The 21,453-nt window shown below is 65.0% G+C and carries 22 protein-coding genes; 9 read left to right on the forward strand and 13 right to left on the reverse strand.

The features are described 5' to 3' along the window. Both CWO91_RS34420 and CWO91_RS34425 read left to right on the forward strand, forming a co-directional pair. Positions 1 to 433, forward strand: a 433-nt coding sequence (locus CWO91_RS34420; protein ID WP_130219950.1) for a DUF2147 domain-containing protein, incomplete at its 5' end; no start/stop codon positions are given. 181 nt (positions 434 to 614) lie between these two features. Then, entirely contained in the window at positions 615 to 971 is a 357-nt protein-coding gene (locus tag CWO91_RS34425) for a hypothetical protein (protein ID WP_130219951.1), read from the forward strand. 140 nt (positions 972 to 1,111) lie between these two features. Here the strand turns inward: CWO91_RS34425 and CWO91_RS34430 are convergent, their stop codons facing one another. Continuing rightward, entirely contained in the window at positions 1,112 to 1,516 is a 405-nt protein-coding gene (locus tag CWO91_RS34430; protein ID WP_130219952.1) for a (R)-mandelonitrile lyase, read from the reverse strand. A gap of 24 nt (positions 1,517 to 1,540) precedes the next feature. Beyond that, on the reverse strand, positions 1,541 to 2,239 hold the full coding sequence (locus CWO91_RS34435) for a ribonuclease activity regulator RraA (RefSeq protein ID WP_130219953.1): 699 nt from the start codon (positions 2,237 to 2,239) through the stop codon (positions 1,541 to 1,543). A gap of 248 nt (positions 2,240 to 2,487) precedes the next feature. On the opposite strand from CWO91_RS34435, the gene pxpB reads away from it, so the two are divergent. The 3 genes from pxpB to CWO91_RS34450 are packed head-to-tail and all read left to right on the forward strand — an operon-like array spanning position 2,488 to position 5,053. Then, the gene (gene pxpB / locus CWO91_RS34440) at positions 2,488 to 3,219 is read left to right on the forward strand and encodes a 5-oxoprolinase subunit PxpB (RefSeq protein ID WP_130219954.1); all 732 of its coding nucleotides are present in this window, start codon (positions 2,488 to 2,490) and stop codon (positions 3,217 to 3,219) included. Further along, a complete protein-coding gene (locus tag CWO91_RS34445) occupies positions 3,216 to 4,253 on the forward strand; it encodes a biotin-dependent carboxyltransferase family protein (protein WP_130219955.1) in 1,038 nt (345 codons plus the stop codon). The genes pxpB and CWO91_RS34445 overlap by 4 nt, the downstream gene beginning before the upstream one ends. 32 nt (positions 4,254 to 4,285) lie before the next feature. After that, positions 4,286 to 5,053, forward strand: a complete 768-nt coding sequence (locus CWO91_RS34450) for a LamB/YcsF family protein (protein ID WP_130219956.1) — start codon at positions 4,286 to 4,288, stop codon at positions 5,051 to 5,053. 145 nt (positions 5,054 to 5,198) lie between these two features. Here CWO91_RS34450 and CWO91_RS34455 read toward each other — a convergent pair whose 3' ends face one another. The 5 genes from CWO91_RS34455 to CWO91_RS34475 form a co-directional block, all read right to left on the reverse strand. Further along, positions 5,199 to 5,351, reverse strand: a complete 153-nt coding sequence (locus CWO91_RS34455) for a hypothetical protein (protein WP_165405920.1) — start codon at positions 5,349 to 5,351, stop codon at positions 5,199 to 5,201. A gap of 205 nt (positions 5,352 to 5,556) precedes the next feature. Continuing rightward, positions 5,557 to 7,167, reverse strand: coding sequence for a sulfite reductase subunit alpha (locus CWO91_RS34460; RefSeq protein WP_130219958.1), 1,611 nt, complete (start codon positions 7,165 to 7,167; stop codon positions 5,557 to 5,559). Continuing rightward, positions 7,164 to 8,945: a NirA family protein gene (locus CWO91_RS34465; RefSeq protein ID WP_130219959.1), complete on the reverse strand. Its 1,782-nt coding sequence runs from the start codon at positions 8,943 to 8,945 to the stop codon at positions 7,164 to 7,166. The genes CWO91_RS34460 and CWO91_RS34465 overlap by 4 nt, the downstream gene beginning before the upstream one ends. A gap of 336 nt (positions 8,946 to 9,281) precedes the next feature. After that, complete coding sequence (locus CWO91_RS34470; RefSeq protein WP_130219960.1) at positions 9,282 to 10,445, reverse strand: CmpA/NrtA family ABC transporter substrate-binding protein; 1,164 nt, start codon at positions 10,443 to 10,445, stop codon at positions 9,282 to 9,284. After that, on the reverse strand, positions 10,442 to 11,032 hold the full coding sequence (locus CWO91_RS34475; protein WP_008564898.1) for an ANTAR domain-containing response regulator: 591 nt from the start codon (positions 11,030 to 11,032) through the stop codon (positions 10,442 to 10,444). The genes CWO91_RS34470 and CWO91_RS34475 overlap by 4 nt, the downstream gene beginning before the upstream one ends. 111 nt (positions 11,033 to 11,143) lie before the next feature. Here CWO91_RS34475 and rimO point away from each other — a divergent pair, with 111 nt between their 5' ends. Beyond that, positions 11,144 to 12,469, forward strand: coding sequence for a 30S ribosomal protein S12 methylthiotransferase RimO (gene rimO, locus CWO91_RS34480; protein ID WP_130219961.1), 1,326 nt, complete (start codon positions 11,144 to 11,146; stop codon positions 12,467 to 12,469). Positions 12,470 to 12,566: 97 nt separating this feature from the next. Here the strand turns inward: rimO and CWO91_RS34485 are convergent, their stop codons facing one another. Further along, the gene (locus CWO91_RS34485; RefSeq protein ID WP_165405921.1) at positions 12,567 to 13,508 is read right to left on the reverse strand and encodes a hypothetical protein; all 942 of its coding nucleotides are present in this window, start codon (positions 13,506 to 13,508) and stop codon (positions 12,567 to 12,569) included. 420 nt (positions 13,509 to 13,928) lie between these two features. On the opposite strand from CWO91_RS34485, the gene CWO91_RS34490 reads away from it, so the two are divergent. After that, positions 13,929 to 15,125 (forward strand): acetylornithine transaminase, encoded by a 1,197-nt coding sequence (locus CWO91_RS34490; protein ID WP_130219963.1) that lies wholly within the window; start codon positions 13,929 to 13,931, stop codon positions 15,123 to 15,125. Between the two features lie 169 nt (positions 15,126 to 15,294). On the opposite strand, the gene CWO91_RS34495 is transcribed toward CWO91_RS34490, so the two are convergent. The 3 genes from CWO91_RS34495 to pcsA form a co-directional block, all read right to left on the reverse strand. Next, entirely contained in the window at positions 15,295 to 16,269 is a 975-nt protein-coding gene (locus CWO91_RS34495) for a quinone oxidoreductase family protein (RefSeq protein WP_130219964.1), read from the reverse strand. 92 nt (positions 16,270 to 16,361) lie between these two features. Continuing rightward, complete coding sequence (locus CWO91_RS34500) at positions 16,362 to 17,096, reverse strand: TerC family protein (RefSeq protein WP_130219965.1); 735 nt, start codon at positions 17,094 to 17,096, stop codon at positions 16,362 to 16,364. Then, positions 17,093 to 17,860, reverse strand: a complete 768-nt coding sequence (gene pcsA / locus CWO91_RS34505; protein WP_130219966.1) for a phosphatidylcholine synthase — start codon at positions 17,858 to 17,860, stop codon at positions 17,093 to 17,095. Before pcsA ends, CWO91_RS34500 begins: the two co-directional genes overlap by 4 nt. Positions 17,861 to 17,945: 85 nt before the next feature. Between pcsA and CWO91_RS34510 the strand changes: the two genes are divergently transcribed. Continuing rightward, positions 17,946 to 19,130, forward strand: coding sequence for a UbiH/UbiF family hydroxylase (locus tag CWO91_RS34510; protein WP_130219967.1), 1,185 nt, complete (start codon positions 17,946 to 17,948; stop codon positions 19,128 to 19,130). Between the two features lie 191 nt (positions 19,131 to 19,321). Here CWO91_RS34510 and CWO91_RS34515 read toward each other — a convergent pair whose 3' ends face one another. Next, on the reverse strand, positions 19,322 to 20,275 hold the full coding sequence (locus CWO91_RS34515; RefSeq protein ID WP_130219968.1) for an AEC family transporter: 954 nt from the start codon (positions 20,273 to 20,275) through the stop codon (positions 19,322 to 19,324). A gap of 106 nt (positions 20,276 to 20,381) precedes the next feature. Between CWO91_RS34515 and hspQ the strand changes: the two genes are divergently transcribed. Continuing rightward, on the forward strand, positions 20,382 to 20,714 hold the full coding sequence (gene hspQ, locus CWO91_RS34520) for a heat shock protein HspQ (protein ID WP_130219969.1): 333 nt from the start codon (positions 20,382 to 20,384) through the stop codon (positions 20,712 to 20,714). A 74-nt stretch (positions 20,715 to 20,788) separates the two neighbouring features. Here hspQ and CWO91_RS34525 read toward each other — a convergent pair. After that, a partial coding sequence (locus CWO91_RS34525) for an invasion associated locus B family protein (RefSeq protein ID WP_130219970.1) occupies positions 20,789 to 21,453 on the reverse strand: 665 nt, incomplete at its 5' end.

A 21,453-nucleotide genomic window follows, 5' to 3' on the forward strand; every position in this document is an offset into this window, starting at 1 on the left:
GCCGCCGCCCGCCCCGACCGTGGCTGCAGCACCACCGGCGCCGTCTCCGCCACCCGCCCCGGCGCCTGCCCCCGCTCCCGTTCAGGCGGCTGCAGCCACGCCTGCTCCGGCAACCGCTCCCACGCGCGATCTGAATTCGCCGCTCGGCGTCTGGCTCACCGAGGAGAAGGAAGGCAAGGTCCGCATCGAGCAATGCGGCACCAATCTTTGCGGCTATTCGGTCGACTCCAAATCGAACCAGAATGGCGAGCAGGTCCTGATCAACATGAAGCCTGGCAAGGACCAGAAATGGTCAGGCCGCATCCTCGATCCCAATTCCGGCTCGACCTACGATTCGACGATCGCGATGAAGGGCACCGACCGGTTGCGCGTGCAGGGCTGCGCCTTCGGCGGCATGTTCTGCGGCGGCCAGACCTGGACGCGCGTGAACTGAGTTTGGCTGCGACGCTCTGATCAGAACGAGGGGCCCGTGATCCGGGCCCCTTTGCGTTGTCCGCAGTGTGATGGCGAGGTGAGCCACCTCACAGAGCCTGCTGCAGGCGTGAGCCCCCTCACATCGCCGGTTCTGCGAGCCGTGCCACGTTCCCCTGCATGGTCAACCACAGGGGCGTGCCATGAACGGCATTCGCACAGGACTCTTCGTTACGCTTGTCGCCATTGCCTTTCCGCTGACACAGGCCGGTGCCACGACAAGCACTTTCGACGGCACATGGAATGTCCGCATCTCGTCATCGAGCGAGACCTGCGGCAACGGCGCGACCGTCGCGATCGGAATCAACAATGGTCAGATCGCATCAAGCAGCGCCGCGGTGACGGCGTCGGGCCGCGTCGCCGATGCCGGCAACATCAACGTCACCTTAAGCACCGGCATCAAGCGCGCCGTCGGCTTCGGCCGGCTCAGCGGCACGTCAGGCTCCGGCACATGGCGCGGCGCCATGTGCACGGGGACGTGGACGGCGGAGCGGATGTAGGTCTTGTGTCCCGGACGCGGCGCGGCGCGAAGCGCCGTGACGCTGAGCCGGGACCCAGCAGTGTCAATCCCTCGGAAGAGTCTGGGCCCCGGATCGGCGACGCATCGCCAAGGGCGATGCGTCTTGTCCGGGGCACGGGACTAGCCGACCGCCGCCCCATACTCGGCGTCGGTGACCGGCTCCAGCCAGGTCGAGTAGACGCCGTCGAGTGCTTCCTGCATGGCGATGTGGCACATGCCGTTGGTCGGCGATGCGCCGTGCCAATGCAGCTCGCCCGGCGGAATCCACACGGTGTCGCCGGGGCGGATCTCGCGGATCGGGCCGCCCTTGGACTGGACTCGGCCGACGCCGGAGATGACGTAGAGCGTCTGCCCGAGCGGATGGTGATGCCAATTGGTGCGTGCGCCCGGCTCGAACGCGACGCGCGAGCAGTTCAGCCGTGCCGGCGCGGGCGCCATGATGACGGGGTCCTGCCACACGGTGCCGGTGAAGTGTTCATTGGGCGCGCGGCGGGTCGGCCGCGTGCCTGCAACAGTGATTTCCATTGGGATTACCTCGCTGCTTCCCGATTACTTCTTGCTGGCGGCGTAGCGCGCCTTGGTCTCGGCGTTCATGGGATAGAGGCCCGGCAGCACGGCGCCGTTGTTCACCTCGTTGACGATCCAGGCCTCCATGCGCTCCTGCTCGACGCCCTCGGCTAGCACGTGATCGAGCATCGCCTGCGGGATCAGCACGCAGCCGTCCTGGTCGGCGACCACGATGTCGTTCGGGAAAACGGCGACACCGCCGCAGCCAATCGGCTCGCCCCAGCCGACGAAGGTCAGGCCCGCAACGGAAGGCGGCGCGGCATAGCCGTCGCACCAGACCGGAAGATTGGTGCCGAGCACGCCCTCGACGTCACGCACGACGCCGTCGGTGACGAGAGCGGTTACGCCGCGCTTGACCATGCGCGCGCAGAGGATGTCGCCGAAGATGCCGGCATCGGTGATGCCCATGGCATCGACCACGGCGATGCAGCCTTCAGGCATTGCCTCGATCGCGGTGCGAGTCGAGATCGGCGATGACCAGGATTCCGGCGTCGCCAGATCCTCGCGCGCGGGCACGAAGCGCAGCGTGAAGGCCGGGCCCACCAGGCGCGGCAGGCCCGGACGCAGCGGACGCGCGCCGCGCATCCACACATTGCGCAGGCCCTTCTTCAGCAGGACCGTGGTGATGGTGGCGGTGGTGATGCCGGTGAGGGTCTTGCGGGCTTCGGGGGACAGCGACATGGAAACAGACGAGCTCCGGATGGGCGGGAAAGAACGCGCGCATCTTGCGAGCCGCAGCCCTTGCGTCAAGGGCCAAGAGGCTAGCAATAACGCAGGGCCGCTGGGCTATTATGCGACGCGATAACAAGGCCTTATCGCTTCCCCCAGCATTAATTTATTGGACTTGCGGACGCATTTACGCGAAGCAGGACGAAGCGGAACTCGAACGCCGGGGGCCGCATTCTTCAGAAGCCCGATTTCGACAGCTCATGGCCGCGACGCTTCCCCCGCCCCGCCTTCTGCCCAGTGGCGACAGCGCCGTCACGGTCGAGTTCAGCCGCACCATCGATGACGATGCCAACCAGCGCGTGCTGGCGCTCGACAAGGCGCTTGCAGCAAGCCCGATCGACGGCATCACTGAGGCCGTGCCGACCTATCGCTCGCTGCTGGTGCACTACGATCCCGGCAAAATCGGTTTCGATGCGCTCGGCGACAAGCTGATCGCGCTCGCCAGCCAGAAGTTGCCGCCGGCGACCAAGACGCGCCGCTGGCGCATTCCCGTCGCCTATGGCGGCGAGCACGGCATCGACCTCGAGGATGTCGCCAAGGCGCTGAGCACCACGCCCGATGACATCGTCGCCCGCCACGTTGCCGGCGACTACAAGGTTGCCATGATCGGCTTCACGCCGGGCTGGTCCTATCTCAGCGGCCTCGACAAATCCCTGCACATGTCGCGGCGGCAGAATCCGCGCGTGCTGACGCCAGCCGGCACGATCTCGATCGGCGGCGTCCAGGCCGGCATCCAATGCCTGGCTGCCCCGAGCGGCTGGCACCTTTTGGGCCGCACGCCGGTGCGGACCTATCAGCTCCACCGCAATCCGATGTTCCTGACCGAACCCGGTGATCGCGTGACGTTTTTCGCCATCGACCACAAGACGTTCGAGGAATTGGACCGCGCTGCGGAAGCGGGCGAGATCGTCGCCGAGCAGGTGGTCGCATGAGCCGGCTCGTCGTCGCCAGCATCGGGCCTGCAAGCTCCGTCCAGGATGGCGGCCGCTACGGCGCGCAGCGCTACGGCCTGACGGTGAGCGGGGCGATGGACCGGCTGTCGCTTGCTGCGGCGAACACGCTTGTCGGCAACGGGCCGTTTGCGGCCGCAGTCGAGATCGGTCCATTCGGCGCCTCCTTCACCGCCCGTGATGGTGCCGTGCGCGTCGCGATTTCAGGCGCGCCGCGCAATGCGGATATCGCCGGAAATCCGATCGCGATGGACACATCGGTGACCTTGAAGGATGGCGAGACGCTGACGCTGGGCTTTGCCCGCGGCGGCGCCTTCACCTATCTCGCCATCGAAGGCGCCATCAAGGGCGAGGCGGTGTTCGGCAGCCTCGCCGTGAATGCGCGCGCGGGCCTCGGCAGCCCCTACCCGCGCCCGCTCCAGGCCGGCGACGAGTTCAGCGTCGATGCCGCCAGCGGCGCGAGCGAATTCCGGATCGAGTTGCCGAAGCCCGTGAGCGGCCCGATCCGTGTTCTGCTGGGGCCGCAGGACGACGAGTTCGACGACACCAACAAGGCGCTGTTCCTGGACAGCGAGTGGAAGATCTCGGCGACCTCCGACCGCATGGGCTACCGGCTCGAAGGCCCCGCCATCAAGCATCTGCACGGCCACAACATCGTCTCCGACGGCACCGTCAACGGCAGCATCCAGGTGCCCGGCAACGGTGCGCCGATCGTGCTGATGATGGATCGCGGCACCTCCGGCGGCTATCCGAAGATCGCAACCGTGATCACGGCCGATGTTGGCCGGCTGGCGCAGACCTCGGCGGGAACCGCATTCCGCTTCAAGGCCGTCAGTATGGCCGAGGCGCAGGACGAGGCGCGCAAGTTCGCGCAGCTGATCCGCAGCCTGCCCGATCGCCTGCGCTCTGCTGATACCGTCGCGCTCAACATCGAGGCACTCAGCGATGCTAATGTTGCGGGCTATGCCGTGAGCGCCGTCGACGCAGGGACATGGCAGGTCGCAACGGAACCGTAAACGGCAACAAAGACCAGAGGCGGAGAGCACCCATGAAGACGATCGATCTCAATTGCGACCTCGGCGAAGGTTTTGGCGCGTGGGAGATGGGCAATGACGCCGCCATGATCGAGCTGGCGAGCTCGGTCAATGTCGCCTGCGGCTTCCACGCCGGCGATCCTGACATCATGCGCCGGACGGTGGAGCTGGCGAAGGCGCGCGGCGTCTCGGTCGGCGCGCATCCCGGCTACCGCGACCTGCACGGCTTTGGCCGGCATCCGATCGCCGGCCTGAAGGCCTCCGAGATCGAAAACCTCGTCGCCTACCAGATCGGCGCGTTGCAGGCGATCGCGACCGCGGCCGGCCACAAGGTCACCCATGTGAAGGCGCATGGCGCCCTCTCCAACGTCGCTTGCGAGGACGACATGACGGCGAAGGCGATCGCAGCCGGCATCAAGGCAGTCGATCCCAGCCTGATCTTCGTCGTGCTCGCCAATTCGAAGCTGGTGAAGGCCGGCGAAGCGGCCAATCTGCCGATGGTGCACGAGGTGTTCGCCGATCGCGCCTATGAGGACGACGGCAACCTCGTCTCGCGCAAGAAGCCCGGCGCGGTGCTGCACGATGCCACGGCGATCGCCGATCGCGTCGTGCGCATGGTGCAGGACGGCGCGGTGGTCTCGGTGACAGGCAAGGTCATCAAGATGCGCACCGACACGGTCTGCATCCATGGCGATACGCACGGCGCGGTCGAGATCGCGCGCAGTGTGCGTCAGGCGTTGAAGAATGCGGGGATCGAAGTCGCGCCGTTCAAGCGCGGGTAAGACATCTCAGGTGCCGTAGGGTGGGCAAAGCGCCCGCTATAGCTCGAAGAGCGAAGGCGGAAGCGTGCCCACCATTGATCTCAGATGTCGAAAGATGGTGGGCACGGCGCGCGAAGGCGCGCCTTTGCCCACCCTACGAAGTCCATCAGAACGGATGCACCGAGAGCGTGCCGAACACGATCGCCGCGATGACGGCAAACGCGCTATAGAGCGCGACATGATGCATGCTCGCCTCGGTCCGCCGCGAGAGCGAGCGTGCGTAGAAATGCAGCCTGGCTTCCGCCGATAGTTCGCGCATGGTCGATCTCCAACGCCCCATTCGCGGGAGTATGAAGGATCAACCAGGGCGGGAGGCAAGACAGCAGCGCAAATAGCGATGCGCCTTCTCTGACGACGCCACATCGCAGATGCAAATTCTCTCTACGTGCGGGTTCCGAGAATCTTATTCGTTCAAATCCGAGCCAGTTGGAACCGGCCCGGATGACGGTGTGGTGACAGCAGGCTTAGTAGACGTCAGCCTGGAAGCGGCCGGTCTTCTTGAGCTCGGCGACGAAACTGACGGCTTCGTCGGTCGAGCGCGCGCCGAACTGGGCGACGATGTCGACCAGCGCACGCTCGACGTCCTTGGCCATGCGCTTGGCATCGCCGCAGATGTAGAGATGCGCGCCTTCGGCAAGCCACGTCCACACCTCACGGCCGACCTCGCGCATGCGGTCCTGCACATAAAATTTCTTCTCGCCATCGCGCGACCAGGCCAGCGACAGGCGCGTGAGCAGACCCGAGGTCTTCATCGCGTTGAGCTCCTCCTGGTAGAAGAAGTCGCAATCGCTGCGCTGATGCCCGAAGAACAGCCAGTTCTTGCCGGGCGCGCCGTTGGCCTTGCGGTCGAGCAGGAAGGCGCGGAACGGCGCAATGCCGGTGCCGGGGCCGATCATGATCACAGGCGTCTTCGGATCCTGCGGCAGGCCGAAGGCGTGTGCCTTCTGCACATAGACGTTGAGCTTCTCGCCTTCGGCAATGCGTTCGCCGAGGAAGGTCGAGGCGACGCCGAGGCGCTTGCGCTTGCCAATCACGTAGCGGACGGAGTCCACCGTCAGCGACAGCTTGCCGGGCGTCGCGTTGTGCGAGGACGAGATCGAGTAGAGCCGTGGCTGGAGCGGCTCAAGCGCCTCGACGAAGGCCTCCGGGTGCGGCCGCGTGCCCGAGAACTTCTGGAGTGCCGCCATGACGTCGAGGGTGGCGGCATCGCCATCGGGATCCTCGCCCTGCGCCAGCGCCCGCGCCTTCTCGCGCTGCGCGCCGCCGGTGATGAAGGAGATCAGCTCGAACAGCGTGTCGGGCGCCGGCGACAGCGAGACGTCGTCGATCAGAACTTCGCGCAGCGTCTTGCCGTTGACTTTCGTGGTGTGGGAGGCGCCGAGCAGCGCGATGATCTGGTCGACGAGGCCGACATCGTTGCGCGCGAACACGCCAAAACTGTCGCCGACGACGTAGTCGAGCTTGCTCTCGGAGAGATCGAACTCGATGTGATAGGTTTCCTTCTCAGACTTCCCCTTGTTGAGCAGGCGGCGCGACAGGAAGGTCGCGGCAACGGGGTTGTCGCGTGAGCGGCCCGGCTCTGCGATCGTCACGGTCACGGCCGGCGCCGGAGCGTCCGCTTTGTCCGCCGCTTTGGCCACTGCCGCCTTGTCGAGCTCCTCGTACAGGGACTTCAGCATCCGCGCGGTTTCCTTGCCGCCGGGGACGCACAGATTGAGCCGAGCTTCGCTGCGGCTCGCGATTGCCTCCGAATAATCGTGGCAATTGTAGCCGCACTGGCCGCAATCCTGCTGCGCCATTGCCGCCATCATCTTGCGGCGCACGGGACGGCCCTCGGCGAGCTTCATCCGCTCCGCAATGGGCATGGTCTGGTCGTGCCACGGCGCTTCGCCGTCGTCGCCGTCACCGGCCGCGCCTTGCATGACGGCGGCGCCCTGCTCGGCCGACAGCGGCGCGGCCACGTCAGGCGACAGCAACCCGGCAAAGAAGCCGTTCAGCCAGGAACGCTGCGCATCGGAGAACGGCGCGCTGGCGGGAATGATGTCGAGTTTCGGCGGAGGCGTGATCTGGTTCATGCGGACACCTGTGCATCGGCAAGCTTGCGCAGCGTTTCGCCGTCATGGCGGCGCGCAAAGGACAGGAAGGTTTCGTCGGGAGACGAGCGATGGGCGATATAGGCCTTGAGCAGTTTTTCGACCGTCTTCGGCGCGTCCTCGGCCTTGAGGTCGTGATAGACCTCCTGCCCGACATCGGCGTCGGGGCCGAACCCGCCGCCGGTGAAGAGGTGATAGCCCTCGACCGTGTCCTCCTCGCCGACTGGCACGCGCGCACCGATCAGGCCGATGTCGCTGATGTAGTGCTGCGCGCAGGAATGGTGGCAGCCGGTGACGTGGATGTTGACGGGCTTGTCCATCGCGACGCGCGGCTCGCACCAGTCACCGATCTCGGCGGCATGGCGCTTGGTGTTCGCAGCGGCGAAGCGGCAGCCGGCGTTGCCGGTGCAGGCGATCAGGCCAGCGCGGATGTGTGAAGCCTCGATCGCGAGCCCGATCTGCTTAATCGCGGCGGTGGCAAGCTCGACATTCTCGTCGCGCACGCCCGAGATCAGCAGGTTCTGCCAAACCGTGAGACGGATCTCGCCGTCGCCAAGGTCACGCGCGACCTTGGCGAGACCGCGCATCTGATCAGAGGTGAGCTTGCCGAGCGTCAGCGACACGCCAATCCAGTTGAGGCCCTCCTGCTTCTGCTTGTGCACGCCGACATGCGCCATGCGGTCCGCGGCCGGCCGTGGTGCAAACGCCTCTTCTGGCACGCGCGTGAACGGCGTCTTCAACTGCTCCTCGACCAGCTTGAGGAAGCCGTCATGGCCCATGCTGTCGAGCACGTATTTCAGCCGCGCCTTGTTGCGGTTGGTGCGGTCGCCATGGTCGATGAACACGCGCACGATGGCATCCGCGACAGCGGTCGCCTGCTCCGGCTTGACGATGATGCCGGAATATTTGGCGAAGTCCTTATGGCCAGTGATGCCGCCGAGACCGACGCGGAACCAGACCCCGGGCTCGACGCCGAAGCCTTCCTTCACCTCGTAAGCCGTAAACGCGATGTCATTGGTCTCCTCGAGCACCGCGATCCTGCCGGCGCCATCGAAGGCGACGTTAAACTTGCGCGGCAAGCCGTAGAGCGAGCGATCGTTGAGGATGTGATAGTGCCACTCGCGCGCATAGGGCCGCGTGTCGATCAACTCCTGCGGATCGATGCCGGCCGTCGGCGTTCCCGTCACGTTGCGGATGTTATCGGCGCCGGAGCCGCGCGAGCACAGGCCGAGATCCTGGATGCCCTCGATCAACTTCACCGCATGCTTCGGCGGGATCTCGCGGAGCTGGAGATTGGCGCGCGTGGTGACGTGGCTGTAGGGACCGCAGAGCTCGTCGGCGAGATCGGCAAGGCCGGACAGCTGCCAGTGCTTCATGATGCCGTTGGGGATCCGCAGGCGGCTCATGTAGGAGTCCTGCGTCGGCGCGACATAGAAGATGCCGTAATAGCGCCAACGGAAATTGTCCGCCGGGCTCGGCGGCGCGTTGTCGAGCGCCTGCTGGCGCAGCCGCGGATAGGCATCGAAGGGATGCTCGTCGCGCTTGAACTTCTCCTGGTCGGCGAGCTTCTTGCCCGACGCGATCACCTTGTCCTGCGCCTTGATGTGCACGGCATCGGGGCCGGTGGGCTCGGCGTTCGCCTTGCCGGCACCGCCGCCGAGACCGCGACCGACACGGCTGATCTGCAGACCGGTGGTGAAGCCTTCGAGATAGCGTTTCTGCTCGTCGGTAAAGTCGACTGCGAGCGTATCGATTTTCATGGTCGGTAACGAAGCTCCTGCGGCCACCGGGGGTGGCATCGACGGAAATTGGCGCGACCCGAAAGGAACCTTGCTGGCTGAAGAGCCGGCCTAGCGCCCAACGGTCCGATCAGCTTCGTTGCTGCGGGACTTGGCTCAGCAGGCATCTGTGACAAGCTGGCCGCAGTGCAACATTCAAGTTGCGTGCCAGCTTCGGCGAAATGAAAGATCTTGTGATTTCAAGTAATTAGCGGAGATCCCGGAACATTCCGGCCCCGGGCACCTCATGAAAATTCGAGCACTCGGCTCAAAATTTAGTCGATGAGCCAAATTGCCTAAAAATCATGCAGTAGCGCATCAGGCCTTCCAACGCCCCACTTCGAAGGCCTCAAGGTGCCCCAGAATATTGTCGGCATCGAATACGGGCCCTGCGAAGGCCCCAAAGGCCGCCGGGGCTTGGTCGGGCGGGCGGCGGCCGAGGGCCGCGTCGTAAAGGTCGGGCCTGAACACCGCCATGGCCGTCTTGACGCCGTCCGGGCTCAAGGCCGCCTGCCCCCACCGTACCATCTGCGCATAGAGCCAGGCGGCCTGGACCGGATCGGGGCGCCCTGCCTCCTCGCGTCCGACCAGAAGATATCGACCGCTTTCGCGGAAAGTGCCGTCCGGCGAAATCTTCAGGCGTCCCGTCAGGGTGCGCTGGATGACTTCGGCGTCGACGCCGATCCGCTCGGGTTGCGCCAGAATCCGCGCCGCTTCGATCCGGTTTTCCGGATGCTCGATGAACTCGGCCGCCTTCACCGCCGCGCGCACGAGGCTAGCGACCACGTCCGCATGGTTGTCGGCCCAGACCTGACGGACGGCCAGGACCTTCTCCGCCGCGTGCACCAGAATGTCGGAGACGAAATGCAGGATGTGGCCGATGCCGAGATCGACCGCGATCGAGTTCCAGGGTGCACCGACGCAGAATGCGTCGACATGGCCGCTCTTGAGACTGTCGACCATATAGGGCGGCGGCAGCACGACGAGGCGCACGTCCTCATCGGGATCGACTCCAGCCGCCGCCATCCAGAACCGCAATTGGTAATTGTGGGTCGAGAACGGGAACGTCATGCCGAAGGTCAGCGGATCGGCGCCGTCCTTGCGGCGCTTGGCAACCACCTTCGCCAGCGCTTTCGCCGTCACCATCGGATCGAAACGGTCGCCCTGGATCTCCTCCATCAGCGCAGCGTGCAGCGCCGGTGAGACCGTGATGGCGTTGCCGTTGATGCCGAGATTGAACGGCGCGGCGATCGGCACCTTGACGTGACCGAGCCCGAGCGAGGACGCGATCGCGACGGGCGCCAGCAGATGCGCGGCGTCGAACAGGCCGATATTGAGCTTGTCGCGAACGTTGGACCAGGACACCTCGCGCACCAGCTCGACGTCGAGCCCTTCGGCGGCGGTGAACCCCTTGTCGACGGCAACGATCAGGGCTGCAGCATCGACCAGTGGGATGAACCCGATACGGAGGGGAGCAGTCATTTCAGCATCTCCGACGCGGTGATGATCGACTGCGCGATCTCGCCGATTTTCTTCTTCTCGCGCATCGCCGTGGAGCGCAGCAGCACATAGGCCTCGTCCTCGGTCAGGCCCTTCACCTTCATCAGGATGCCCTTGGCGCGTTCGATGATCTTGCGGTCCTCGAGCTGCGACTTGGTGCGCTCCAGCTCCTCCTGGAGCTTGGCGAAGGCGTTGAAGCGAGACACGCAGAGGTCGAGGATTGGCTTGATGCGCTCCTTCTTCAGCCCATCGACGATGTAGGCGGATACCCCCGCCTCGACCGAGGCCTGGATCGAGGCGGAATCGCTCTGGTCGACGAACATCGCGATCGGCCGCTTCACGGCGCGGCTGACCTGGAACATCGCCTCCAGCACGTCGCGGCTGGGGTTCTCCAGATCGATCAGGATGATGTCGGGGTCGACCGCATAAATACGGGCAAGCAGGCTCTGCATCTCGCGGATATGGACGACCTGCGTGAATCCGGCCTCCCGCAATCCTTCCTCCAGGATCGCAGCCCGGATCGGGCTTTCGTCGACGATCACGATTTTGGGCGACTGTTCGGCGCTCATAGCTCACTCACCACCAGTGATTCATCCATAGCACGCCGGAACGCCCTGCAAAGGGTTGTAATTGTGGGCAATTGGGACTAGCTCAGGCCCGTCAATCAGGCAGATTTAGATATGGATCAGACGGCTGCGCCCAAGGTCAGCTTCGTATCGCTCGGGTGTCCCAAGGCATTGGTGGATTCCGAGCGCATCATCACGCGCCTGCGCGCCGAGGGCTATGAGCTCGCCCGCAAGCATGACGGGGCCGACATCGTCATCGTCAACACCTGCGGCTTCCTCGACAGCGCCAAGCAGGAATCGCTCTCGGCGATCGGCGAGGCCATGGCCGAGAACGGCAAGGTGATCGTAACAGGTTGCATGGGTGCGGAACCCGAGCAGATCGAACAGGCCTATCCCGGCGTGCTCTCCATCACCGGCCCGCAGCAATATGAGAGCGTGCTCGACGCCGTGCACCGCGCGCTGCCGCCGGCCCACAATCCGCATCTCGACCTAGTGCCGCCGCAGGGCATCAAGCTGACGCCGCGCCACTACGCCTATTTGAAGATCTCCGAGGGCTGCAACAATCGTTGCACCTTCTGCATCATCCCGAAGCTGCGCGGCGATCTCGTCTCGCGTCCGGCCAACGACGTGCTGCGCGAGGCGGAGCGCCTGGTCGGCGCCGGCGTCAAGGAGCTGCTCGTGATCTCGCAGGACACCTCGGCCTATGGCGTCGATCTGAAATATGCCGAGAGCCCGTGGAAGGATCGCCAGGTCCGCGCCAAATTCCTCGACCTCGCGCGCGAGCTCGGCGAGCTCGGGGCCTGGGTCCGGCTGCAATATGTCTACCCCTACCCGCATGTCGACGAAGTCATCGCGCTGATGAATGACGGCAAGGTGCTGCCCTATCTCGACATCCCGTTCCAGCATGCGAGCCCCGAGGTGCTGAAGGCGATGAAGCGCCCGGCGGCGCAGGACAAGACGCTGGCGCGGATCAAGCGCTGGCGTGAGGAATGCCCCGATCTCGCTCTGCGCTCGACCTTCATCGTCGGCTTCCCCGGCGAGACCGATGCCGACTTCGCCTATCTGCTCGACTGGCTGGATGAAGCCGAGATCGACCGCGTCGGCTGCTTCAAATACGAGCCGGTTGCGGGTGCGACGTCGAACGCGATCGAGAACCCCGTGCCGGAAGAGGTCAAGCAGGAGCGCTACAATGCGCTGATGGCCCGCCAGCAGAAGATCTCCGCGCGCAGGCTGAAGCGCAAGGTCGGCACGCGCCAGCAGATCATCATCGATGAGGTCGGCCCGACGGTGGCCAAGGGCCGCTGCAAGACCGATGCGCCCGAGATCGACGGCGCGGTCTATCTCTCCAGCCGCCGCCCCTTGCGCGTCGGCGAGATCGTGACGGCCAAGATCGAGCGCGCCGACGCATACGACCTGCACGGCAGCGTCGCGGGGTTCTGACGGCGTTTCGCTGTTGCGATCGGTCTAGCCGCGGGCTCGCTGCAACCTCTCCCGCTTGCGGGAGAGGGAGCGGACCGTCGCCGAGGCTGCAGCTCCATCAAACCAGCCATTTCGGCACCCAGCGCTCCGGACGCGGTGCGCGGGCGAGATCGGCCTGTGCCTCGGATAATTTCGCCGGCTCACCCTCGATCGTCGGGCGCACATCGTATTCGAAATTCGGCATGATCCGGCCATCGGCATAGAGCCCGAAATGCATCGCGTACCATAGCCCGAGCTCGGGCTGGGCGCGGCGCATCTGCTCGCGCAAATCGCGCAGCAGGGATTCGATCGAGGCAGCCTCCTCGAACGGCTGCGGCCCGCGCGAAAGGACGCGCGCTTCGTACTGCTTGCCGACGATCGCGATCTCGAAGCGCGTCTGATCCCAGGGCTTCTTGCCCTTCGGCAGATGCGCAGCTAACCGCCAGCCGAGCTCGGCCATCAGCCGGTGATTGGCCCAGTAGTCTTCGCGATCCCGGCTCCATTTCTCCACAAAGCCGCGGAAGTCGGGCAGCTCCGACGATGTATCGTCGGGCGCCGCTCCTTCGCCTGTCGGCCGGCCAGCGAGCCACTGCGCGAGCTCGACCGTCTGGCACTCGACCTCGTCATGCGGCTTCAGATCGCTCCAGGCGTTGTCGAATTGCTGCGACGTCAGTTTTGCGAGCAGCCCGTCGAGGCTCGGCGCGAGCAGCTCGTAGTCGCCCTCCGATCCCAGCCCCACGATCGGCGGATTGTCGCGGTCGAGACCAGCGCCATACCAGCCGCCGACAGCCGAGCCATCGGGCAGCCGCATGAACAGCGAGAACCTATCGCGCAAGGGACTGCCGTCGACGATCGGCGCATGATCGGAGAATTGGCCCTGCAGCGAGAAGCAGCCGACGCTTCCCCAGGGCCGCCCCTTCAGCCAACCGGCGAAGTCGAGCAGCAGGGATGGCGCCTCGATGCCCGGCGGAAACGCTCCGCGAACGCTGTCGAGGTCGATCGGGTAAGGCGTATCGGACAAGGCTGAATACTGTCTGTTGGTCCCGCCCCTCTTGGTCTGAGCCGCAATGGGTCTGGTTCGAACCAATTCGCGTCCTTCGATCACAAACGCGCCAGAGGCGCGATGGTTGCTGGCCGGGCGATCGATGAACTGCGAGTGACGTCCGGCCCATCGTCCCGACACACGCCGGACGCGTGTTTTCAAACCGTCCGCTTGACAAGCCCTGCCGTTCGGCTGTAGGGACGCGCCCCATGATCAACTCTCGGACCCACCGCCGCGCAGCTTTCCGTCGTCGCACCCGCGACGATGATGGGTTGCGCCATGTCCGACGACGCCGCTGATCACCTGAGTTCAGCAGAGTTTTCGAGAAGGCCGCACCCGCAAAGTGCGGCCTTCTTGCTTTTCGCGCGTCTTTTCCACCCGCCTCCAGAGGAGTTCGACATGACCACCGCCACCCATCCGTATGATGCGCTGATGGACATCACCGCACGGCCCAAGGCCGTGTTCGTCCGCGGCGCCGGCTCCTACCTCTGGGACGACAGCCGCAAGCGCTATCTCGATTTCGTGCAGGGCTGGGCCGTGAACAGTCTCGGCCACTCCCCGCCTGCGATCGCCGATGCGCTGGCCGCGCAGGCCAAGCGGCTGCTGACGCCGAGCCCGGCGTTCTACAACGAGCCGAGCCTGAAGCTCGCCGAAGCGCTGGTCGATGGCAGCGCGTTCGACCAGGTGTTCTTTGCCAACTCGGGCGCGGAAGCCAATGAGGGCGCGATCAAGCTGGCGCGCAAATATGGCAGCCTGCACAGGAACGGCGCGTTCGAGATCATCAGCTTCGAGGGCGGCTTCCACGGAAGGACGCTGGCGACGATGTCGGCTTCGGGCAAGAAGGCGTTCGAACCGCTGTTCGAGCCCAAGGTCGCCGGCTTCAAGAAGGCCAAGCTCAACGACATCGCCTCGGTGGAGAAGCTGATCAACGACAACACCGTCGCCGTGATGCTCGAGCCGATCCAGGGTGAGTCCGGCGTGTGGCCGGCGACCGATCAGTTCCTGCAAGAGCTGCGCGCGCTCACCGAGGCGCACGGCCTGCTCTTGATCTTCGACGAGATCCAGACCGGCATGGGCCGGACCGGAAAGCTCTTCCACTATGAGCACACCGGGATCGCACCCGACATCATGACGCTCGGCAAGGGCATCGGCGGCGGCGTGCCGCTCGCTGCCCTGCTTGCGACCGAACGCGCCTCCTGCTTCGAGCACGGCGACCAGGGCGGCACGTTCAACGGCAACCCGATCATGTGCGCGGCGGGGCTTGCGGTGCTTCAGGAGGTCAGCAAGCCCGCCTTCCTGAAGGCGGTGACCGAGACCGGCCTCCTGCTCGAAAGCGAGCTGCAAAAGGTCTCGGCCCGGCATGGTCTCGGCGGCGTGCGGGGACGCGGGCTCTTGCTCGCGCTCGACCTCAAGCTGCCGATGGCGCCCGGCATCGTCGCGCAGGCGTTCGAAGCCGGCGTGCTCCTCAACGCGCCACAGATCGACACGCTGCGGTTCATGCCGTCGCTGAATGTCACGCGAGCCGAGATCGCCGAGATGATCGATTGTCTCGACGGGATTTTGACCAAGGCCGGCGCGGCACGGCGCGTGGCGTGAGGCCTGTCTCGTGCCCCGGACGCAGCGCAGCGCCCCTTCGGCGTGCGCTGCAGAGCCGGGGCCCATCTCTCCGCAGCGTCCCGCGCCGCCTTCTGGGTCCCGGCTCTGCGCAGCAGCGTAAGAACGCTGCAGCGCGTCCGGGACACGAGAGCGGATGATGACGGAAGAACTACGGCTTCAAGATCGACGCGCCCGTCGTCTTGCGGCTTTCCAGATCGATATGGGCCTTCGCGGCGTCCTTCAGCGCGTAGGCGTGGTTGATCGGCACGTGCAGCTTGCCGTTGATGACGGCGGCGAACAGCGTGTCGGCGCCTTCCAGCAATTCCGAACGCTTGCCGACATAGTCGTTGAGCTTCGGCCGCGTCGCAAACAGCGAGCCGTGATTGTTGAGCTCGGCGATCGAGAACGGCGGTACGGGACCGGAGGCATTGCCGAACGAGACGAACATGCCGCGCGGCTTCAGGCAGGACAGCGAGCCCGGGAAGGTCGCCTTGCCGACGCCATCATAGACGACGTCGCAACCCTCGTTGCGGCTGATCTGCTTGACGCGCGCGACAAAGTCTTCCTCGTTGTAGAGGATGACGTGGTCGCAGCCATTGGCCTCCGCAAGCTCGGCCTTCTCGCGCGAGCCGACGGTGCCGATGACGTGAGCCCCGAGCGCGCTCGCCCATTGGCAGGCCAAGAGGCCGATGCCGCCGGCAGCGGCGTGGATCAGCACACGATGATGCGGCTCGACCTTGAAGGTCTTGTGCAGGAGATACCAGACCGTGAGCCCCTTCAGCATCAGCACGGCACCCTGCTCGTGGGTGATGTGGTCGGGCAGCTTGACCAGCTTCTCCCAGGGGATGTTGCGCTCGCCGGTATAGGCACCGAGATTGTGGTAGTAGGCGACGCGGTCGCCGGGATGGAAATGCGTCACGCCAGGACCGACAGCTGTGACCTCGCCCGAGGCCTCGTTGCCGGCGATGAAGGGCAGTCCCGGCGCCTTGTAGAGGCCGGTGCGGTAATAGACGTCGATGAAATTCAGGCCCACCGCATGCTGGCGGATGCGCACTTCGCCCGGGCCCGGCGCCGGCACGTCGACGCTCTCATAGACCAGGGCTTCAGGGCCTCCGACCTGGTGCACACGGACGGCTTTGGTCATCACCTGACCTCCTCGTTGTCTTGCTTTCGGCCTTCTCGCGAACAAGCGAAAGACATCGCGCCCGCCTTGTCAACTCGACGCAATTGGAACGGCTAGACGGACGGTGTGCCGGCTTTCCTGCGATTGCGCTTGGCCAGCACGTTGAAGAATTCGACTGCCGCCGAGAACGCAATCGCGAAATAGATATAGCCGCGCGGAATGTGGAATTGGAATCCGTCCGCGACCAGCGCGACGCCGATCAGCACCAGGAACGCCAGCGCCAGCATCTTGGTGGTCGGATGCTCCGCGACGAATCGCGAGACCGGCCCCGACGAAATGTACATGATCAGGCAGGCGATCACGACGGCCGCGATCATGATCTCGATGTCCTGCGCCATGCCGATCGCGGTGATGATCGAGTCCAGCGAGAACACGATGTCGATGATCACGATCTGGACGATCACCCAGAAGAAGGCGTTACCGGCGGACTTCTCGTCGCCCTCGCCGTCATCGGCTTCGACCTCGCCGTGGATCTCGTGCGTCGCCTTGGCGATCAGGAACAGGCCGCCGCCGATCAGGATGAGATCGCGCCAGGAGAAGTCGTAGCCGGCGAACGAGAACACCGGCGCGGTCAGGCCGATCAGCCAGACCAGGAGGCTGAGCAGGATGATGCGGAACACCAGCGCCAGCGCGAGCCCGATCTGACGGGCGCGGTACGCCTGCTTCTCCGGAATGCGCGAGACGATCACCGACAGGAAGATGACGTTGTCGATGCCGAGCACGATCTCGAGCGACGTCAATGTCAGCAGCGCGGCCCAGGCTTCGGGGCTGGTGAGGAGATGCATCATGCGAAGGATTTTACCAGGCGTATCAGGGCATCGCTGAAGCTGATCCAGAGCGCGATGGCGCAGAGCACCACGGTCACGCCGGTGCCGACGCGGAAATCCATCTCCAGCACGTAGAGGCCGAGCAGCGCCCAGATCGCGATCAGCGACATCGTCAGCCAGCGCAGCCGCACGACGCGGACCGGATGCAGCACGTGGAACGGCACGAAGGTCAGCACGACGAGCGCGGCGACCAGCAGCGTCGACCAGAGCGGCGGCCAGTGCAGCAGGAACAAATAGAACGCTGCCGCATTCCACAGCGCCGGGAAGCCGCGGAAATGATTGTCATCCGCCTTCATGCGCAGATCGGCGAAATATAATGCGCTGGTGACGATGATGGCGACGCCGAGCAAGGGCGCGGCGACCGGCAGCAACAGCCCGCTGGCCACGATCGCGTAAGCCGGCACGAAGACATAGGTGACGAAGTCGACCACGAGATCGAGCACGTCGCCCGACCAGTTCGGCTGCACGTTCTTGACGTCGAGCCGGCGCGCGATCGGACCATCGATCGCGTCGATGATCAGAGCGACGCCCAGCCACTGAAACATCGCCGCCCAGTGCTCGCGCACGGCTTCCAGCATCGCCAGCAGCGCGACCGCCGCACCGAACGCGGTGAAGATGTGCACCGAGAACGCCGCAGCGCGGATCGCGGGGGTGGGCTTCAGGGAATCCTCTTGGCTGTCCATGGCTTCTGCTACCAGAATGAGACCGATTTGCACATCCGCCATTGCGACGCGTGGCCGCGCAATTCGTCATAAAATCAAGCAAAATCAGCGGACTTGAATTTGCCGCGGGCCGTGTCAAATGTCTTCCATGACAGACGCATCGACACTCCATGACACCGCCGTGATCGGCGGCGGACCGGCGGGACTTGCAGCGGCGATTGCACTGGCGCAGGCGGGTGCGCGGACCGCGCTGGTGGCGCGGCGCGTGCCCTATGCCGACAACCGCACCACCGCGCTGTTAGGAGCCTCCGTCGATCTTCTGGAGAGCCTCGACGTCTGGTCACGCTGCAAGGACAAGGCGGCCGCGCTCGAGGTCATGCGGCTGGTCGACGACACCGGCCGGCTGTTCCGCGCCCCGGAGGTCCGGTTCTCCTGTCACGAAATTGGTCTCGACGCGTTCGGCTACAACATCGACAACCGTTCGCTGATGCTGGCACTCGAACAACGCGCCGCCGAACTCCCCCAACTCGTCCGTTTCGACGACGAGGCGGAAAGCATCTTGATCGAAGCCGACGACGTTGCCATCCGCACGGCCTCGGCACACTTCCTCTCGGCCCGGCTCGTGGTCGGCGCCGACGGCCGGCACTCGCTGTGCCGCGAGGCTGCAGGAATCGCGGTGACGCGGCGCGAGCTGACACAGACCGCGCTGACCTTCAACGTCGCCCATGCGCGGCCGCACCGCAATGTCTCGACCGAGTTCCACACGCCGCATGGTCCCTGCGTGTTCGTCCCCCTGCCCGGCGACCGCTCCAGCATCGTCTGGGTCGCGGCGCCCGCGGAGGCCGAACGTCTGCGCGGTCTGAGCGACGAGGAGCTATCCGCCGCGACCGAGAAGCAGTCGCATTCGATTCTGGGACGCATGACGGTCGAGCCCGGGCGCAACCTGTTCCCGCTGGCGATCGAACGTCCAAAATCCTTTGGCCGTGACCGTATCGCGCTGGTCGGGGAAGCGGCCCATGTGGTTCCCCCGATCGGCGCCCAGGGCCTCAATCTCGGCCTGCGCGATGCCGCCGACATCGCCCGGCTCGCGGGCGAGGCCATCGCAGCGGGCCAGGATCCCGGCATGGACGAGGTGCTCAAGCGCTACGACCGGGCGCGGCGTCCGGACATTTTGAGCCGCACCTTTGCGATCGACATCGCCAATCGCTCGCTGCTCAACGATTTCCTGCCGCTCCAGCCGGTCCGCGCCGTCGGCATGCACCTGCTCGGCGCCATCGGCCCGCTCCGGCGTTTTGCGATGCGCGAGGGCCTGACGCCGACGTGGCGCAGGTAGCCACGAACTAACGGCCAGCCGGAGCGCTCGAACACCTCTCCCGTGGGGAGAGGTCGGATCGCATCGAAGATGCGATCCGGGTGAGGGGTTGCGGTCTCGCCGAATAGCCACGGCCCCCTCACCCGGATTGCTTCGCAATCCGACCTCTCCCCGTCGGGGAGAGGTGAACGTCCAGTCGCGCCAGTCACCAATTACGGAAACGTCAGCCGCCCGCTCTGGATCGCCCACATCACGCTGGTCAGCGTGACCACTGACGCAAACGTCCCGAGCAGCACCGCGACGGATGCGGATTCGATCCAGGCATCGTTCTGGCGGGCGATCACGAACACATTCAGCGCTGGCGGCAATGAGGCCATCAGCATCGCAGTCGCAGCCCAAGGCTGCGCGAACGGGCCGAACGCCAGCATCAGGCCGAACGCCGTGAGCGGATGGATCAGGAGCTTGACCGCGATCACGCCCGGCACCTCCCACGGCACCCGGTCGAACGGGCGCAGCGCCACGGTCACGCCGAGCACGAACAGCGCAGTCGGAGCAGCAGCGTTCTGGAGGAAAGTGATGGTGCGATCAAGCGCGACCGGCAGCTCGATATGCAGCGCCGCCACCGCCGCGCCAAAACAGGCCGACATGATCAGCGGGTTGAGCACGATCTGCTTCAGCACCACGCCGAAGGCGTGCACGAGCGAGGGATGGTCGCGGTCGGACAGCTCGATCAACAGCGGCACGATGGTGAACAGGAAGATGCTGTCGCAGCAGAAGATCAGCGCGGTCGGCGCCGACGCCTTCGGCCCGAGCACCGCGAGCGCCAAGCCCGGCCCCATATAGCCGATATTGCCGTAGCCGCCGGAGAGGCCGGCGAGCGTCGCCTCGCGCAGCGACAGCCGGCCGAGCACCTTGCCGACCACCAGCGCCAGCGTGAACGCCGCAACCGTGGACAGCGTGGTCGCGACCAGGAACGGCGGGTTGTTCAATTCCGCAAACGGCGTCTTCGACATGATCGCGAACAGCAGCGCCGGGAGCGAGACGTAGAGCAGGAAGAAGTTCATCCAGGCGAGGCCCGATTCCGGCAGGGACTTGAGCTTTCCGCAGGCGAATCCGACGAAGATTAAGCCGAAATAAGGTAGAGCCAGATTGAGGATATCGACCATTGATGAAGTATTTTCTGAAGACTTGGGGGCTATCCGCCCCGGACGCGAAGGTTAATTCCCGATAAGGCCACTAGCATCGGCCACAATCCTGGTCTATCGACGGGGAATGATTAAAGCGCGGACCGCCAAATTCCAGATCGGACAGGTCGTGCGCCACCGGATCTTTTCGTTCCGGGGCGTGATCTTCGACATCGATCCGGAATTCAACAACACCGAGGAGTGGTGGCTGTCGATTCCCGAGGAGGTGCGGCCCCAAAAGGACCAGCCGTTCTACCACCTGCTCGCGGAGAACGCGGAGTCGGAATACGTCGCCTATGTCTCGGAGCAGAATCTGTTGCCCGACGATTCCGGCGAGCCGGTCCGGCATTCACAGGTCGCCGAGATCTTCATCAAGGACAAGGCCGGCGGCTATCGCCCGCGCAATCCTTCCCTGAACTGAGTTTCGCCGATAGGCGGCCAACAAAAAAGGCGCTCGAACCGAGCGCCTTTTTCATGTTTGGGATGTGGTGCCGATTACTTCTGACCAGCCGCAGCTGTGCCGGGAGGCGTGCCCTGCTGCTCGAGCTTCTTGCGCTGCTCCTCAGCCTTCTTCTGAAGCTCTTCCTGGAGCTTCTTCTGGGTTTCCTCGAACACCTTCGGATCGGTCGGCGGACCGTCATAGGCCTTCTGGAATTCGCCGGCGAGCGGCAGCGGCAGCGTCAGCGGCGCACCGTTGGCGTTGATCGCCTGAACAACGAGATTCTGGCCCTTCTTCATGCTGTTGATGAGCTCGGGCGTGGCCTCGTAGTCCGACATGCAGCCGTTCTGGAAGCAGATCACATACGGTTGCTGCAGCGGTGCGTTGCCGTCCACGATGATACGGGTGCCGTGCACCAGCTGCATGCCAAGCGGCAGCGTCACGCGCAGGATCTTCTTGGGCTCGCCTTCCGGCTCGATGATCACGGCGGCGATGACCGGCTGGCCCGACTCGATACGACCGTCCTTGCCGGTGAAGCAGACCTGCTTGGCATTGGCGTCCTGGCCCTTCAGGCAGAACTTGGTCCAGGGGGCATAGATCAGCTGGATCTGCTGATCAGCCGGCTGGGCTGCGCCCTGCTGCGCCGGAGCGCCCTGAGCGGGAGCCTGCTGGGCCTGCGGAGACGCTGCGGGCGCAGGAGCCTTGGGGGCAGCCTTCGGAG

The sequence above is a fragment of the Bradyrhizobium genosp. SA-3 genome (assembly GCF_004212635.1).
Lineage (GTDB): Bacteria > Pseudomonadota > Alphaproteobacteria > Rhizobiales > Xanthobacteraceae > Bradyrhizobium.

Coding starts and splice junctions, on each gene's coding strand:
- CWO91_RS34495 (WP_130219964.1), bottom strand. CDS start 16,269: ATGACCAAAGCCGTCCGTGTGCACCAGGTCGGAGGCCCTGAAGCCCTG.
- rimO (WP_130219961.1), top strand. CDS start 11,144: ATGGATCAGACGGCTGCGCCCAAGGTCAGCTTCGTATCGCTCGGGTGT.
- pxpB (WP_130219954.1), top strand. CDS start 2,488: ATGGCCGCGACGCTTCCCCCGCCCCGCCTTCTGCCCAGTGGCGACAGC.
- CWO91_RS34460 (WP_130219958.1), bottom strand. CDS start 7,167: ATGAACCAGATCACGCCTCCGCCGAAACTCGACATCATTCCCGCCAGC.
- CWO91_RS34490 (WP_130219963.1), top strand. CDS start 13,929: ATGACCACCGCCACCCATCCGTATGATGCGCTGATGGACATCACCGCA.
- CWO91_RS34430 (WP_130219952.1), bottom strand. CDS start 1,516: ATGGAAATCACTGTTGCAGGCACGCGGCCGACCCGCCGCGCGCCCAAT.
- pcsA (WP_130219966.1), bottom strand. CDS start 17,860: ATGGCGGATGTGCAAATCGGTCTCATTCTGGTAGCAGAAGCCATGGAC.
- hspQ (WP_130219969.1), top strand. CDS start 20,382: ATGATTAAAGCGCGGACCGCCAAATTCCAGATCGGACAGGTCGTGCGC.
- CWO91_RS34445 (WP_130219955.1), top strand. CDS start 3,216: ATGAGCCGGCTCGTCGTCGCCAGCATCGGGCCTGCAAGCTCCGTCCAG.
- CWO91_RS34500 (WP_130219965.1), bottom strand. CDS start 17,096: ATGATGCATCTCCTCACCAGCCCCGAAGCCTGGGCCGCGCTGCTGACA.
- CWO91_RS34510 (WP_130219967.1), top strand. CDS start 17,946: ATGACAGACGCATCGACACTCCATGACACCGCCGTGATCGGCGGCGGA.
- CWO91_RS34470 (WP_130219960.1), bottom strand. CDS start 10,445: ATGACTGCTCCCCTCCGTATCGGGTTCATCCCACTGGTCGATGCTGCA.
- CWO91_RS34450 (WP_130219956.1), top strand. CDS start 4,286: ATGAAGACGATCGATCTCAATTGCGACCTCGGCGAAGGTTTTGGCGCG.
- CWO91_RS34425 (WP_130219951.1), top strand. CDS start 615: ATGAACGGCATTCGCACAGGACTCTTCGTTACGCTTGTCGCCATTGCC.
- CWO91_RS34475 (WP_008564898.1), bottom strand. CDS start 11,032: ATGAGCGCCGAACAGTCGCCCAAAATCGTGATCGTCGACGAAAGCCCG.
- CWO91_RS34455 (WP_165405920.1), bottom strand. CDS start 5,351: ATGCGCGAACTATCGGCGGAAGCCAGGCTGCATTTCTACGCACGCTCG.
- CWO91_RS34435 (WP_130219953.1), bottom strand. CDS start 2,239: ATGTCGCTGTCCCCCGAAGCCCGCAAGACCCTCACCGGCATCACCACC.
- CWO91_RS34515 (WP_130219968.1), bottom strand. CDS start 20,275: ATGGTCGATATCCTCAATCTGGCTCTACCTTATTTCGGCTTAATCTTC.
- CWO91_RS34465 (WP_130219959.1), bottom strand. CDS start 8,945: ATGAAAATCGATACGCTCGCAGTCGACTTTACCGACGAGCAGAAACGC.